Source organism: Flavobacterium sp. U410 (assembly GCF_053570605.1).
Genome location: NZ_JBSEFI010000029.1, coordinates 21,921 through 36,419 on the forward strand (window position 1 = coordinate 21,921; position 14,499 = coordinate 36,419).

A 14,499-nucleotide genomic window follows, 5' to 3' on the forward strand; every position below is an offset into this window, starting at 1 on the left:
AGAATTTAAAATGACAAATTTTGAAAAAATAACTGCTTTTTTATACAAAGAAGCTCGTTTTTTAGATGATAGAGAATGGGAAAATTGGTTAGGATGTTACCATGAAGATGCTGTTTACTGGATGCCGGCTTGGACAGATGAAGACGAAACCACTACCGATTTTCAATCTGAAATTTCATTGATTTATTATCCTAATCGCGGTGGATTGGAAGATCGTGTTTTCCGAATCAAAACAGAGCGCTCTTCTGCCTCAATGCCGGAACCTAGAACTTCTCACAATATTACAAATGTCGAAATCTTAGAAGAAAATGACAGCGAAGTAAAAGTTCGTTTTAACTGGCACACCTACTCGTTCCGATACAAAACAACAGATATTTATTTTGGAACAAGTAATTATACACTACAAAAAACAGAAGAATCCTATTTAATTACTAACAAAAAAGTTGTAGTCAAAAACGATTACATACGTCAGGTTTTAGACGTTTATCATATTTAAAATTATGTCAAGAATTGCTTTAAATTTTGAAGATGGTGTAACCAAAATAATCGAAGGTTTACCGAATGAAAAAGTATCTGATGCAGCCTATCGTAATAGAATTAATATTCCGTTAGATTGTGCAGACGGAGCCTGTGGAACATGCAAGTGCAAAGTAAAATCAGGAAGTTATGACGGAGGTGATTACATAGATGAAGCCTTAACTGATGAAGAAGCAGCTCAAGGTTTTGGTTTGGCTTGCCAAATGACTCCGGAATCGGATATGATTATTGAAATTTTTGCCAGCTCAACAGCTTGTAAAGTAGAAACTCAAACTTTTGCTACTACAATTTCAGCCGTTAACTATTTATCTCCCGAAATCGTTCAGTTAAAAGTGCAATTACCAGATAATGCAACTTTAGAATTTTTGGCAGGACAATATGTAAATATCGAAGTTCCGGGAAGTGGGCAAACGCGTTCTTACTCTTTTGCCAATAAAGGCGCTCAAAATGAATTAGAAATTTTAATTCGAATTGTCCCTAATGGTTTAATGAGCGAATATTTAAAAGATGAAGCTAAAGTTGGCGAATCATTGAATGTAACCGGACCTTTAGGAAGTTTTTATTTGCGACAAATTGAAAAACCAACTTTATTTTTTGCCGGAGGAACAGGAATTGCACCGTTTTTGGCTATGCTAGAAAGCTTAGCAACTGAAGGAAATACCAATCCAATTACATTATACTACGGAGCTACAACAGAAGAAAATTTAGTGGAATTAAATCGATTAGAAGAATTTAAATCGAAGCTGAACTTTAACTTCGAATGCTGTGTTTCTGCTCAAGAATCATCTCGTTTTTCAAAAGGATTTGTGACCCAATGGATTACTAAAGAAAACTTAACTGAAAACGATTATGATATTTATATCTGCGGACCTAATCCAATGGTGGAAGCCGTTAAAGAATCTCTAGCAACTGAAGCAATTCACTACAGTAATTTCTATTTAGAAAAATTTTTACCGACAGGCCAAACGTTCACAACTTAAAACTAAACAAAAACCAAAAACTAATCCAATAACGTAACAACCAAAAATTAAATAAAACTCATGAGAACTATTAACATTCAACAGGTAATCGACGATGCTCGATTTGGAAGTTTTCACTGGAAAGTACTTTTCTGGTGTTTTTTAATCATCATTTTTGATGTGTATGATTTAGTCATTTACGGTGTGGTTTTACCCATTTTAATGAAAGAATGGAACCTAACACCGATGGAAGCAGGAACTTTAGGAAGTTATGCCTTATTCGGAATGATGTTCGGGGCACTTATTTTCGGACCATTAGCCGATAAAATCGGTCGAAAAAAATCAATTATAATATGCTTGGTTCTTTTTAGCGTATTTACTTTGGTTAACACTTTGACGGTAAATCCATTCCAATTTGGATTAAGCCGATTCATTTCAGGTTTAGGAATTGGCGGTTTAATGCCCAATGCCGTTGCTTTAATTACTGAATATGCGCCTAAAAAGATGCGTTCTTTGTTAACAACAGTAATGTTTAGCGGTTATGCAGTAGGCGGAATGCTTTCTGCCGGATTGGGAATGTTACTTTTGCCAAGTTTCGGATGGCAATCCGTATTTTATGTAGGTGGAATTCCTTTAATACTATTGCCAATTATCTTAAAATACCTTCCTGATTCTTTAGCTTTTTTAGTGAGAAGTGATAAAAATGAAGAAGTTTCAAAGATTATTTCAAAAATTGATCCAAATGCTATTGTTGCCAATGAAAAAGTAACTTTTGAAACACCTGAAAAAGTTCCGGGTGCAAGTTTAGTGCAACTTTTCAAAAACAATAGAGGAATCAGTACTGTCATGTTTTGGATAGCATTCTTCATGTGTTTGTTAATGGTTTATGGATTAAATTCTTGGTTGCCAAAATTAATGACACAAGCCGGTTATCCATTAGGATCTAGTTTATCATTCTTATTAGCGTTAAACGTTGGTGCTATGATAGGAGCTATTGGCGGCGGATGGTTAGGCGATAAATTCCACTTGAGAAAAGTTCTTATAATTTTCTTATCTCTAGCGGCAATTTCGTTGAGCTTATTAGGGTTCAAGAGCAACACTTTTGTGCTTTATTTGTTAATAGGAATGGCTGGTGCCACTACTATAGGAACTCAAATTTTATTATATGCTTATGTTGCACAGTTCTACCCTATGGATATTCGTTCAACTGGAATCGGTTGGGCATCAGGCGTAGGTAGAATTGGAGGAATGGTAGGACCAATTCTTGGAGGAGCTTTATTAGGTATGGGATTACCTTTTGAAGCTAACTTTATGGTTTTTGCGATTCCGGGAGCTATCGGAGCTTTAGCTATCTGTTTTGTAAGTCTAAAATATGCTTACGTTCACAAAATAACTCCGAAAGTAGAACTTCAAACAGAACCCAAATTAGGATAAATACTTAACCTATTTTTTACAAAAATGAACAAATTTTTTCCCAATCGTTTCCAAAATAAAATCATTGTAGTAACAGGTGCCGGCCAAGGAATTGGTAAAGGAGTCGCTGTTAGAGCTGCTCAAGAAGGGGCTCAAGTAGCATTGGTAGACCGTTCCGAAATTGTGCACGAAGTCGTTAATGAAATTAAGGCTTTAGGTGGCGAAGCAATAGGAATTGTTGCCGATTTAGAAGTGTATGAAAATTTCGTTGCGACATTCAAAGAGGTTAAAGCTACCTTCAATAGAATTGATGTTTTAATCAACAATGTGGGAGGTACTATTTGGGCAAAACCTTACGAACATTACGAAGTAGATGAAATTGAAAAAGAAATCAAACGTTCTTTATTTCCGACACTTTGGGGATGTCATGCGGTTTTACCTTATATGTTGGAACAAAATTCTGGAGCTGTTGTCAATATTTCTTCTATAGCCACAAGAAGTATCAATCGGGTTCCTTATGCTGCAGCAAAAGGCGGAGTGAATGCTATTACAGCGTCATTGGCTTTTGAAAATGCAACCAAAAACATAAGGGTAAACGGAATTGCCACCGGAGGAACGGAAGCTCCGCCAAGAATAATTCCGCGTAATCCGAATGAACAATCGGAAAACGAGAAAAATTGGTACCAACAAATTATTGATCAAACAGTTGATTCTACATTAATGAAACGCTATGGTACTATTGACGAGCAAGTTGGAGCTATTTTATTTTTAGCTTCTGACGATGCTTCTTATATCACCGGAATTACGCTTCCGGTTTCGGGAGGCGACTTGGGTTAATCAAAAACAAATAAAGAACGAATCAAAAATGAGAAAAAACATATTGAAGAACATTGGCACTTTGTTAATGTTCACAGGAGGCTTTTGCTTTTCCCAAAATATAGAACAGGATTCCTTAACTGAAAATAAAAAAATACAAAACGCTGTAGATGCGTATCTAAAAGAACGCGATGTAAACCTTAAATTCTATGGTTTTATCAGACATGACGCTATGTTAGATTCCAGACAAACGGTCGATGTGAGAGAAGCAGCCGTATTAATGTGGGCCAAAGACAGAAAATACGATGCTAACGGAGAAGATATCAATTCGGCATCACAATTTCAAATGTTGTCAATTCTTTCCAGAATGGGTGTAAAAATTAAAGGACCAGATGTTTTTGGAGCCAAATTAAACGGAATTTTAGAAGGAGATTATTTCGGTAATGCTGAAGGCGGAATCAACGAATTTCGCTTGCGACATGCTTGGATTACCTTAAATTGGAGTAAAACACAAATCGGCGCAGGACAGTTTTGGCATCCGTTAACCATTCCTGAAATTTTTCCCGGAACGGTAAACTTCAGTGGTGGAGCTCCATATATGCCTTATAACAGAAATCCGCAAATCCGTTTAACACAAAAATTAGGAAGTCATTTCAATATGATTGTTGCGGCGATTTCACAACGCGACTTTACTTCAAATACCGAACCCTATACAAACAGTGGTGTTCCGGCAGGGCATTTACAATTCAATTATAAAACCGATAATTTTATCATTGGTTTAGCCGGACATTATGAAAACATTCGTCCCAAAATAAGCTCAGGAACATTAAGTTTGTATTCTAACGAAAGATTGAATAGTGTAACAGGAATGTTATATTCAAGATGGGATACAAAGAAATTTACTCTTAAAGCAGAAGCGACCTTAGCTCAAAACGCAGCTTCTTTCATTATGCTTGGTGGATTTGTAGGATATACCAAACCTGATGGTAGTTTGGAAACCTATCAAACCATGAACACGCAAGCATATTGGATTGATTTTACCGCTAAAACGAATAAAAAATTGGTGCCAGGTTTCTTTGCCGGATACAGTAAAAACAATGGCGTTGATAAATACAATAGTGATCCAACGGTTACTGCACAAGCTTATGGATTTTCAGCTGCTGTTAGTGGAATTGGAGCCGGAGCCGGAGCAAGAACCATTAATTATATTTATCGCGTAGCTCCAAGAGTGGAATATGTGTTGAATAAACTGAAATTCGGTTTAGAGTTCGAATATTCTATGGCTGAATGGGGAGATGCTGACAACAGAGGAAGAGCCGTTGCTAATTTGAGCGATGTGGCAAATTCCAGAATAATTTTTGCAACTACATTCAATTTTTAAAACTTAGTTTGATGCTACAAAATAAATGGATTTCTCTAGCTGTGATATTAATGTCGCCCTTATTAACGGTTGTAGATGTTTACATTGTAAATATGGCTTTACCTGCAATCAGGGCACAATTCACAGCGATCGATAGTCATACTGAACTTGTCATAAGTTCTTATTTAGTAGGGTACTGCGTTTTTTTAATAACCGGAGGAAGAGCAGGTGATTTTTTTGGGCGCAAAAAAATGTTCTTGTGGAGCATGTTGGCTTTTACGGTTAGTTCGGCCATGTGTGGGTTGGCAGAAACCATTTGGCAGTTGATTTTTTTCAGGTTTATCCAAGGAGTTTCTGCTGCGTTTATGGTGCCACAAACCTTGACCATGATTCAAGTAGCATTTAGAGAACCCAATGAAAGGGCAAGAGCTTTTGGTTATTATGGCGTTACTCTAGGGATTGCATCTATTATCGGTCAATTTTTAGGAGGCTATTTTGTAGCATCAAACTTTATTGAAGAAAGTTGGCGCTTGATTTTTTTAATCAATGTGCCATTGGGAATAATTACTTTAGTTTTAGCTTGGTTTAGTTTACAAGAAACCAAACAAAAAAACGAAGAACGATTTGATCTTTCAGGGGTTTTATTGTTAACCGTTTCGCTTTCAGCATTAATTTATAGTTTGACAACAATTCCTGAAACCGGTTTTTCAGTAACTTTGGTTTCTTTGTTGTTGTCTGCTTTTTTACTCTTGTTTTTCTTTGGAAGAAATCAACACAAAAAAACCATTCGGCAATTAAACCCATTGCTCACCACTAGCCTATTTAAAATACGAAGTTTCAATTTAATTTTAGTAATAGCCTTGTTTTTTTGGGGAGCGCATAATTCATATTTATTAATGTGTGCAATTCAGTTCCAAAGAGTATTACATATCGATGCTTTAACAGCAAGCCGATATTTTTCATTTAATGGTGTAGGTTTTCTAATTTCGTCTTTAATAGCGTTTCGTTTCTTAGCAAAATATGGAATTAAACTCCTAATTGGCGGTGGAATTTTAATGATTCTTTCCATTGTATTACAATTGCTTACATTAGACAGTAAAGAAAATATTTTCTTGATTCCTTTTTTTATGTTCATTTATGGTTTAGGACAAGGAACCCTTTTACCTTCCATTTTGAATTATGCTTTAAAAAAGATTCCCGTGGAACATGCCGCTGCCGCTGGTGGTGTTTATGTAACGGTCCAGCAATTTTCTTCAGCATTAGGAATTAGTGTAATCGGAAGTATTTTTTTCTTTGCCATTCGAAATAATTACAATGGTTATGTAATTGCAATGAGTATGGCTGCTATCTATTTGATTATCGTGGTGTTATCGTTGCATAGGCTGTCAAAGTTCAAAGAAGCGCACTAATCACGTGGATTGGATTCATCCAATAAAAATAAGAAAAGTATAATTTTTGAACCTAAAGCAATTTGTAATTTTACAAGATTTCAAAAAATAAAAAAATAATATGGCAAATATAACCATTCAAAAAGTAGAAGCAATCATCGTAGATTTACCTACAATAAGACCTCATCATTTATCCATGACGGTAATGCGTAACCAAGCTATGGTTATTCTACGTTTTTTTAGTAGTGATGGAATAGAAGGAATTGGTGAAGCCACAACTATTGGAGGATTAAGCTATGGAGAAGAATCTCCGGAAAGTATGAAATTAAACTTTGATACCTACTTTGCCCCTCTTTTAATCGGGAAAGATGCAACTAATATCCACCAAATCATGTATGTGTTGGAAAAAAGCATCCGCGGAAACCGCATTGTCAAATCAGCCGTTGAAACCGCATTGTTAGACGCTCAAGGTAAAAGATTAGGCGTTTCAGTAGCTACATTATTAGGCGGGGCTAATACAGACCGTTTACCAGTACTTTGGACGTTAGCTAGCGGTGATACCGGAAAAGACATTGAAGAAGCTCAAGAATTAATCAAAATCGGGCGCCACAACACTTTTAAACTTAAAATTGGATGGAGAGCTCCGGAAATTTCCATTGCTCACGTAGCGGCTATTAAAAAGGCTTTGGGAGAAGAAATTAAAATCACAGTCGATGTTAACCAAGCATGGGATGAAAGCACAGCTAAAATTGGTATTGCAAAACTTCAGGATGCCGGTATTAATTTAATTGAACAGCCAATTGCTAAAGATAATTTTGAAGGGTTAGCACGTTTGACCAATATGTTCATTGTGCCCATTATGGCCGATGAAGCTTTAAATGATGCTTCTGATGCGTATAAATTGGCAAAAATCCGTGGAGGCGATGTGTTTGCTTTAAAAATCGGAAAATCAGGCGGTTTGTACAATGTGTTAAAAACAGCAGCTGTTGCCGAAGCAGCCGATATCAGTTTGTACGGAGGTACACTTTTGGAAGGAACAATTGGTTCTGTAGCTTCAGCTCAAGCATTCAGTACGCTAAAAAATATGTCTTGGGGAACCGAACTTTTCGGACCTTTATTGCTAACGGATGACATCGTAAAAAAAGGAATAGAGTATACAGATTCATCTATGAAAATCCCATCAGGTCCGGGATTGGGATTAGAATTGGATTTGGACAAATTAGAAAAATACAGAAGAAAATAATAAAAATATACAGTTATGGTATTCTTAGTCGAAATGGATGTAAACATTCCAACCACTTGGGATGAAGATAAATTGAAAGATTATATCAAGAGAGAACAAGAAACCTCTCAAAAATGGCAAAAATCAGGAAAGTGGAAGTATTTATGGCGTGTGGCCGGACAATATTCTAACGTAAGTGTTTTAGAAGTAGAAAGTCCGGATGAATTACATGCTATCATTAGCTCTTTACCTCTTTTTCCCTACATGGACATCAAAGTGAAAGCGCTTTGTAAACACCCGAATGCTATTAGAGAAGCCCTTTTATAAAAAACAACTATGTCTTTTGCTACAGTAAATAACACAAAAATCCACTACGAATACTTGCAAAACGGCAAGGACAAAACATTGGTATTTTCTAATTCTTTAGGAACCAATTTTTCCATGTGGAACCCTCAAATTGAAGCGTTATCTCAAGAATACAACTTATTGTTTCAAGACACTCGTGGTCACGGACAAAGCAACGTAACTTCGGGCGAATATTCCGCGGAACTATTAGGAAAGGATGTCTTAGCACTACTCGATTTCTTAAACATTGAAAAATTCGCTTTCTGCGGACTTTCCATGGGCGGATTAATCGGACAATGGTTGGGAATTCATGCTAAAGGGCGAATTGAAAAATTAATCATTTGTAATACAGCGGCTAAAATTGGAACGCAAGAAGGTTGGAATCAAAGAATTGCAACTGTTTCCGAAAACGGATTGGCCAATATTGTTCCGGCAACTGCCGAAAGATGGTTTACCGAAAAATTCAGAGCGTCTTCTTACGATCAAATTCAACCTATTTTAGACGTATTTGCCAAGACGGATGTCGCGGGATATTGTTCCAATTGCGCTATGGTGCGCGATGCTGATTTCAGAACACAATTACATGAAATTGAAGCTCCTACCCTAGTGATTTGTGGAACAGAAGATGCAGTTACAACGGTTGAAGACGGAAAATTTATGCAAGAACAAATTCCAAATGCGCAATTAAAAGCATTTTATGCAGCACATCTTTCTAACGTGGAAGCTGCCGCTGAGTTTAATCAAGCACTATTGGATTTTTTAAAATAAAAGAACTAAGAAAATGAAAAAAACACCGCAAATCTCTTTAGAAAAGGCCGCAAAAATGGTGAAAAATGGTGATGTGTTGCTACAAGGCGGATTCGGAATGACAGGAAATCCGGTGCACTTAATGTATGCTTTAGCCAAAACAGATACTAAAGATTTAACGTTTATCGGGAATAATGTAGGCGAACCTGGTTTAGGTGGCGGTCTGCTATTGCGTAACGGACAAATCAAAAAAATGATAGGTTCGTTTTTTACGAGTAATCCCGAAGCGGTAAAAGCAGCTCAGGAAGGCAAAGTGGAATACGAATTAATTCCGCAAGGTACTTTGGCTGAAGCTTTAAGAGCTGGTGGAGCTGGAATAGGTGGGTTTTTTACACCAACGGCTGCCGGAACGGTGATTGCTGAAGGAAAAGAAACCAAAATATTGAAAGGCGTGCAACAGGTTTTTGTAGAAGGGATTCGCGGAAATGTTGCTTTTATCAGAGCTTGGAAAGCTGATACTGCCGGAAATTTGGTCTACAGAATGACCGAACAAAATTTCAACAGAGCCATGGCTACTGCTGCTGATTTGGTTATTGCTGAGGTTGAAGAAATTGTACCGGAAGGTGCTATTGATCCTAACGAAATTCATACTCCGGGCTGTTTTGTAGATTACTTGGTGCAAGCTACGTTACATTTGGAAGATTTGGGAAGTTCGGCTTCTGTAAGTTCTTCAAAAAAAGTTAGCGAGAGCCGAATGAACATGGCAAAAAGAGCTTTGCAAGAGCTTCAAAAAGGTGATGTGGTAAATCTTGGAATTGGTATACCAACTTTGGTTGCCGATTTAATTACGCCGGAACACGGTATTATTCTGCATACCGAAAACGGAATGTTAGGCGTTGGTCCTGCTCCAAAAGACGGCGGCGGCGCTTTAGATTATCCAGTCAATGCCGGAAAAATTCCGGTAACGGCTTTACCCGGAAGTAGTTATTTTGACAGTGCTGATTCGTTTGCGATGATCAGAGGAAAACATATCGATGTAGCGGTTATGGGCGGTTTGGAAGTAGATGAAACCGCTAATTTAGCCAACTGGGCTGTTCCGGGACAACCTTTGTTAGGTGTTGGTGGTGCTATGGATTTGGCTTCAGGAGCTAAAAAACTGATTATTACCATGACACACACTAACAAGGATGGCTCATCTAAAATTGTACCTAGCTGTAAATTGCCTTTAACAGCAATTGAATCGATAGATATGGTAATCACTGATTTAGCGGTATTTAAGTATATCGAAGGCAAATTGACTTTGGTTGAAGTCATGCCTGGCGCAACATTAGAAGAAGTAAAACAAAAAACAGAAGCACATTTTATAGAAAATTTATCTTAATTTTAATCGAGATAAACGAATATAAAATATGCTGGAAAAACTAATTAAACATAGTATAGGTTCTGATTTAGCCATCTATATTTTCAGATGTTGTTTGGGATTTTGGATTGGTTACGAATTATACCTTCACTTCATTGATCATCAGTTATATTGGGCTTTATTGTCAATTGTTTTAGTGATTTCGCCAGAGGCAAAAGATTCTAAAAGATTGGCTATAGAACGTTTCAAAGCGAACTTTATCGGTTCGGGAATGGGACTGCTTTGTTTTTTAATCGGAACACCTAATTTCTTGATTATCATAACAGGAATTATTTTATCCATTGTTTTTTGTTATGTTTTCAATTTGATGAATGTGGTGCGCACGGCAATTGTAGCACTAATTATCGTTTTGATTTACGAAAAAAACAACATGAGTTGGATAGGTGCTGTCGAAAGATTTTCCGGTGTTGCTTTAGGATGTTTCATAGGATTAGCAATAACAGTAATTACTTCATACGGGATTAATTTTCTAAGAAAAAAATGGGATTTACCCGAAGATGAAGGATTTAAAAATATAAAAAATGAGTAAAAATGTATATATTATTGATGGTATTCGTACGCCAGTTGGAAACTTTGGAGGCGGATTATCACAAGTACGAACAGATGATTTAGCAGCTATTGTGATCAAAGAATTGGTTAGACGAAATCCTGAGATTCCGGTTGAAGAAATTGAAGACGTAATCTTAGGTTGTCACAATCAAGCAGGAGAAGACAACCGAAACGTAGCGCGCATGGCTTTACTGCTAGCAGGTTTGCCTTATACTATTCCGGGAGAAACGATCAACCGTTTGTGCTCTTCAGGGATGTCTTCTATCGTAAATGCAGCCCGAGCCATTGCTTTTGGTGATGGTGATATTTATATTGCCGGCGGGGTAGAACACATGACGCGTGGACCATTAGTGGTTTCTAAACCTTCAAAAGCTTTTGGAACCGACTCTAAAATGGAGGATTCAAGTTTTGGATGGCGTTTTGTGAACCCGAAAATGAAAGAAATGTATGGGGTTGATCCTATGGGAATAACAGCAGAAAACTTAGTAGAGTTATACAATATTTCAAGGGAAGATCAGGATTTATTTTCTTATAATTCGCAGATGAAAGCAGCTAAAGCGCAAGAAAACGGAAGGTTAGCCAAAGAAATTATGACAGTTGAAATTCCGCAACGCAAAGGTGAAGCTGTTCTTTTTGACAAAGACGAATTTGTGAAACCTAACAGTTCTTTGGAAACTTTAGCAAAGCTAAAACCTGCTTTCAAAAAAGACGGAACGGTTACCGCTGGAAATGCTTCCGGATTAAACGATGGTGCAGCAGCAGTTTTTTTAGTTTCTGAAGAAGCGGTAAAAAAATACAATCTGAAACCCATAGCTAAGATTGTGAGTTCTGGTGTTGTGGGTGTAGAACCGAGAATCATGGGAATTGGTCCGGTTGTAGCTTCTCATAAAGCATTGAAAAGAGCCGGATTAGAATTAAAAGATATTGACGTTATTGAGTTAAACGAAGCTTTTGCCGCTCAAAGTTTGGCGTGTATCAGAGAATTCGGTCTAGCGGATGATGACGCCCGAATCAACCCAAATGGCGGCGCAATTGCAATTGGTCACCCACTAGGGATGTCAGGAACACGAATCGTTTACAGTGCGGCTTTAGAACTGCAAGAACAAAATAAAAAATATGCTTTGGCAACTATGTGTGTGGGCGTAGGACAAGGGTATGCTTTAATTTTAGAAAAAGTATAAATCGGTTTCTTCCGTTCAATTAAAAAAATAGAAGTTGGTAACTTGATAAGGAATTCTTATTTTTACCGCCATAAAATTTTGAAGAACAACAAATGAAAAAAGCATTTTTAATTTTAGGACTTGCAATTGCTATGATTTCTTGTAACAAACAAGAAAGTGTACCGGCTTATAAAACAGCGTATATTGACACAGCTGAACTTTTAGAAAAATATGAAAAGTTTAAAGATGAAGACGAAAAGTTCAAAGTAAAATCGCAAGAAATGGGTCGTCCGTTGCAAGCAAAATTACAAGCTTTTCAAGACGAAGCTAATAACTTCCAACGCAATGCTCAAATTAAAGGAATGGCTTGGGCACAACAAAAAGGTGCTGAGTTACAACAACGTGAGCAGCAATTAGGAATGGAACAAGAAGCTTTATTACGTCAAATTCAAATTGAAAGCGACAGTATTCGTACAGGAATCATCAAATCTTTAAAAGACTATATCAAAGAATATGGTAAAAAAGAAGGGTACGATTACATCTACGGTACAGGTGATGCTGCAACGGTTTTATATGCTAAAGATAGCTACAACATCACAGAAACTGTTTTAAAATTGTTAAACGACGAGTTTAAAGCAACTCAAGGGAAAACAGAAGACAAATCAGCAACTAATGAAACCAAAGAAGAAGAGAAAAAATAATTCTTCATTTCAATAAAAATAGAAATCCCGTCAGCAATGGCGGGATTTTTTTGTTTATAGATTTTAAACTTTAACAAAATATACAGAAAAACTGTACGTTCTATTTTTATAAATAGTACTTATTTGCAGTTTATTTTTAGGTTATCGCTTATGAAATTATTTTTTATTCTCCTCTCCGGTTTTTGTTGGGCTCAAAATGCGGAAATCATCTATAATTTTAAAGTCTTAAAAGATGAGAAAATTGTAAAGAGTAAATATATCGGAGATATTCATTTACAAACTATTCGAGGAGCAGAAAAGCTTAATTTTTTGCTTCAAACCAATGATTCCATTTCAAAATTTAGCCTTATTCCTGTTATGGATATAGACCAAAATAGTGATGTAAATCTTGCTGTTTTACTTTCCGGATCCGCTAAACCTATTTTTACTTATGATGGAAAGGTGTGGAGAAATAATACAAGCGGAATGTTTAGAGAAGATACTTTTTTGATTGTAGATCCAATGCAAACCAATTGGGAACTAACTAGCGAAACCAAAGAAATTGACGGTTATCTTTGTTATAAAGCCACTTCAGAATATATTGTCATAAACGGAAGAGGAGAATTCCATCACCCATTGATTGCTTGGTATTGCCCACAAATTCCTATTCCTTTGGGACCAAAAGGCTATGGAAAACTTCCCGGACTCATTTTAGAACTCCAGGAATGGAATAGTGTTTTTGGGTTGGTAAAAATCAATTTAAATACGACAAATGAACCTCTAGAATTGCCTAAAAAAGGAAAAGTAATCAGTAATCAAGAGTTTCAGAATAAAGTTGGTAAAAAATTTATGAAACAATTTGATGAATAATATTAAAAAAAACAAAAACAGAAAATGTTTTGAAAGCAGATTGTGATTTAGTAAAATTTCAAATACTTGTTTGGGTATTAAGTGCAGATTATGATACTCAAACAGCTACTAGCTATTCATATTGGGCATATTTTAATTGTTTAAATGATAATTTAATAATTAATTCTTGCTAGGGGTTTAATTAAACCCCTAGCAAATTTTTATACTATGAAAAGAATTATGTTTTTTTTACTTATGAGTATTTTCATGAATGCTCAAAATGTTTTTATAGAATATAAAGTTACAATAGGAAAAGATTCATTAATAGACAAAGGGAATCCTTTTCCTAAAATATTTGAAGAAGCAAAAAGTAATGCTAAATATTTAAATTTTGGATTGATTGTCAAAGGAGAAACTTCTTATTTTTATTCAATTGATAAAATGAATGATCTAAATAATTCTTTAGCTCTTTCTAAAATTATTGCTTTATATAATGGGGTTATTTATAGGGATAAAGACAATCTTTATCAAAAATCTGATTTATTAGGTGACAATATTTATGTTAAGACAGAATTAAATAGGAATTGGAAATTAGAAAAAGAAATAAAAAAAATAGATAAATATATTTGTTATAAAGCAATTACAGAATATATTGTTACAAATCCTAAAGGGAAGTCTAAGCATTCTGTAACGGCATGGTATTGTCCTGAAATTTCTTCTCAAATGGGACCAATGGGATATGGAGGTTTACCAGGATTAATTCTTGAACTTCAAGTACGTAATGTAACTTATGGAGCTACAAAAATAGAAGTTAAATCAGAAAAAGATTTTGAAATAATAAAAGATAAAATGAATATTATAACAGAAGAAGAGCTTAACAAAAAATTAGAAGAGTTAAATGGTTTTAACTTAAAAAATTAATGTCCAAAGTCTTTTTCTTACTTTTTTCTCCTTCTCCCAAACCCTAACCGGCGTGGTGCAAGACAGTATAAAGCCTCTAAAAAACAAAAAGAAAATACTCCATTTTAACACTTAAAAACCTCAAACAATTATA

At 35.8% G+C, this 14,499-nt stretch carries 15 protein-coding genes; all 15 read left to right on the top strand.

The features are described 5' to 3' along the window. The first annotated feature begins 10 nt into the window (after window positions 1-10). Complete coding sequence (gene benB, locus ACUSJC_RS15555; RefSeq protein ID WP_449270486.1) at window positions 11-496, top strand: benzoate 1,2-dioxygenase small subunit; 486 nt, start codon at window positions 11-13, stop codon at window positions 494-496. 4 nt (window positions 497-500) lie between these two features. Continuing rightward, on the top strand, window positions 501-1,517 hold the full coding sequence (benC, locus tag ACUSJC_RS15560) for a benzoate 1,2-dioxygenase electron transfer component BenC (RefSeq protein WP_449270487.1): 1,017 nt from the start codon (window positions 501-503) through the stop codon (window positions 1,515-1,517). A 60-nt stretch (window positions 1,518-1,577) separates the two neighbouring features. After that, the gene (locus tag ACUSJC_RS15565) at window positions 1,578-2,930 is read left to right on the top strand and encodes an MFS transporter (RefSeq protein WP_449270488.1); all 1,353 of its coding nucleotides are present in this window, start codon (window positions 1,578-1,580) and stop codon (window positions 2,928-2,930) included. Between the two features lie 24 nt (window positions 2,931-2,954). Continuing rightward, window positions 2,955-3,746: a 1,6-dihydroxycyclohexa-2,4-diene-1-carboxylate dehydrogenase gene (locus ACUSJC_RS15570; RefSeq protein ID WP_449270489.1), complete on the top strand. Its 792-nt coding sequence runs from the start codon at window positions 2,955-2,957 to the stop codon at window positions 3,744-3,746. Between the two features lie 28 nt (window positions 3,747-3,774). After that, the gene (locus ACUSJC_RS15575) at window positions 3,775-5,106 is read left to right on the top strand and encodes a DcaP family trimeric outer membrane transporter (RefSeq protein ID WP_449270490.1); all 1,332 of its coding nucleotides are present in this window, start codon (window positions 3,775-3,777) and stop codon (window positions 5,104-5,106) included. A gap of 11 nt (window positions 5,107-5,117) precedes the next feature. Then, window positions 5,118-6,494 carry an MFS transporter gene (locus ACUSJC_RS15580; RefSeq protein ID WP_449270491.1) on the top strand — a complete coding sequence of 459 codons (1,377 nt, stop codon included), beginning with the start codon at window positions 5,118-5,120 and terminating at the stop codon, window positions 6,492-6,494. A gap of 100 nt (window positions 6,495-6,594) precedes the next feature. Then, window positions 6,595-7,716 (top strand): muconate/chloromuconate family cycloisomerase, encoded by a 1,122-nt coding sequence (locus tag ACUSJC_RS15585; RefSeq protein ID WP_449270492.1) that lies wholly within the window; start codon window positions 6,595-6,597, stop codon window positions 7,714-7,716. A gap of 15 nt (window positions 7,717-7,731) precedes the next feature. After that, window positions 7,732-8,022: a muconolactone Delta-isomerase family protein gene (locus ACUSJC_RS15590; RefSeq protein ID WP_449270493.1), complete on the top strand. Its 291-nt coding sequence runs from the start codon at window positions 7,732-7,734 to the stop codon at window positions 8,020-8,022. 9 nt (window positions 8,023-8,031) lie between these two features. After that, complete coding sequence (gene pcaD, locus ACUSJC_RS15595; protein ID WP_449270494.1) at window positions 8,032-8,808, top strand: 3-oxoadipate enol-lactonase; 777 nt, start codon at window positions 8,032-8,034, stop codon at window positions 8,806-8,808. A gap of 13 nt (window positions 8,809-8,821) precedes the next feature. Next, window positions 8,822-10,168, top strand: coding sequence for a 3-oxoacid CoA-transferase (locus ACUSJC_RS15600; protein ID WP_449270495.1), 1,347 nt, complete (start codon window positions 8,822-8,824; stop codon window positions 10,166-10,168). Window positions 10,169-10,196: 28 nt separating this feature from the next. Further along, complete coding sequence (locus ACUSJC_RS15605) at window positions 10,197-10,736, top strand: FUSC family protein (protein ID WP_449270496.1); 540 nt, start codon at window positions 10,197-10,199, stop codon at window positions 10,734-10,736. Then, a complete protein-coding gene (gene pcaF, locus ACUSJC_RS15610; RefSeq protein WP_449270497.1) occupies window positions 10,729-11,937 on the top strand; it encodes a 3-oxoadipyl-CoA thiolase in 1,209 nt (402 codons plus the stop codon). The genes ACUSJC_RS15605 and pcaF overlap by 8 nt, the downstream gene beginning before the upstream one ends. 92 nt (window positions 11,938-12,029) lie before the next feature. After that, a complete protein-coding gene (locus ACUSJC_RS15615) occupies window positions 12,030-12,617 on the top strand; it encodes an OmpH family outer membrane protein (RefSeq protein WP_449270498.1) in 588 nt (195 codons plus the stop codon). Window positions 12,618-12,767: 150 nt separating this feature from the next. Continuing rightward, window positions 12,768-13,466 carry a GLPGLI family protein gene (locus ACUSJC_RS15620; RefSeq protein WP_449270499.1) on the top strand — a complete coding sequence of 233 codons (699 nt, stop codon included), beginning with the start codon at window positions 12,768-12,770 and terminating at the stop codon, window positions 13,464-13,466. 207 nt (window positions 13,467-13,673) lie between these two features. Continuing rightward, on the top strand, window positions 13,674-14,366 hold the full coding sequence (locus ACUSJC_RS15625) for a GLPGLI family protein (RefSeq protein WP_449270500.1): 693 nt from the start codon (window positions 13,674-13,676) through the stop codon (window positions 14,364-14,366). Window positions 14,367-14,499 lie beyond the last annotated feature (133 nt).

What these genes read in the sequence shown, in the direction of transcription:
- benB (WP_449270486.1), top strand. Translation starts at nt 11, where the DNA reads ATGACAAATTTTGAAAAAATAACTGCTTTTTTATACAAAGAAGCTCGT.
- benC (WP_449270487.1), top strand. Translation starts at nt 501, where the DNA reads ATGTCAAGAATTGCTTTAAATTTTGAAGATGGTGTAACCAAAATAATC.
- ACUSJC_RS15565 (WP_449270488.1), top strand. Translation starts at nt 1,578, where the DNA reads ATGAGAACTATTAACATTCAACAGGTAATCGACGATGCTCGATTTGGA.
- ACUSJC_RS15570 (WP_449270489.1), top strand. Translation starts at nt 2,955, where the DNA reads ATGAACAAATTTTTTCCCAATCGTTTCCAAAATAAAATCATTGTAGTA.
- ACUSJC_RS15575 (WP_449270490.1), top strand. Translation starts at nt 3,775, where the DNA reads ATGAGAAAAAACATATTGAAGAACATTGGCACTTTGTTAATGTTCACA.
- ACUSJC_RS15580 (WP_449270491.1), top strand. Translation starts at nt 5,118, where the DNA reads ATGCTACAAAATAAATGGATTTCTCTAGCTGTGATATTAATGTCGCCC.
- ACUSJC_RS15585 (WP_449270492.1), top strand. Translation starts at nt 6,595, where the DNA reads ATGGCAAATATAACCATTCAAAAAGTAGAAGCAATCATCGTAGATTTA.
- ACUSJC_RS15590 (WP_449270493.1), top strand. Translation starts at nt 7,732, where the DNA reads ATGGTATTCTTAGTCGAAATGGATGTAAACATTCCAACCACTTGGGAT.
- pcaD (WP_449270494.1), top strand. Translation starts at nt 8,032, where the DNA reads ATGTCTTTTGCTACAGTAAATAACACAAAAATCCACTACGAATACTTG.
- ACUSJC_RS15600 (WP_449270495.1), top strand. Translation starts at nt 8,822, where the DNA reads ATGAAAAAAACACCGCAAATCTCTTTAGAAAAGGCCGCAAAAATGGTG.
- ACUSJC_RS15605 (WP_449270496.1), top strand. Translation starts at nt 10,197, where the DNA reads ATGCTGGAAAAACTAATTAAACATAGTATAGGTTCTGATTTAGCCATC.
- pcaF (WP_449270497.1), top strand. Translation starts at nt 10,729, where the DNA reads ATGAGTAAAAATGTATATATTATTGATGGTATTCGTACGCCAGTTGGA.
- ACUSJC_RS15615 (WP_449270498.1), top strand. Translation starts at nt 12,030, where the DNA reads ATGAAAAAAGCATTTTTAATTTTAGGACTTGCAATTGCTATGATTTCT.
- ACUSJC_RS15620 (WP_449270499.1), top strand. Translation starts at nt 12,768, where the DNA reads ATGAAATTATTTTTTATTCTCCTCTCCGGTTTTTGTTGGGCTCAAAAT.
- ACUSJC_RS15625 (WP_449270500.1), top strand. Translation starts at nt 13,674, where the DNA reads ATGAAAAGAATTATGTTTTTTTTACTTATGAGTATTTTCATGAATGCT.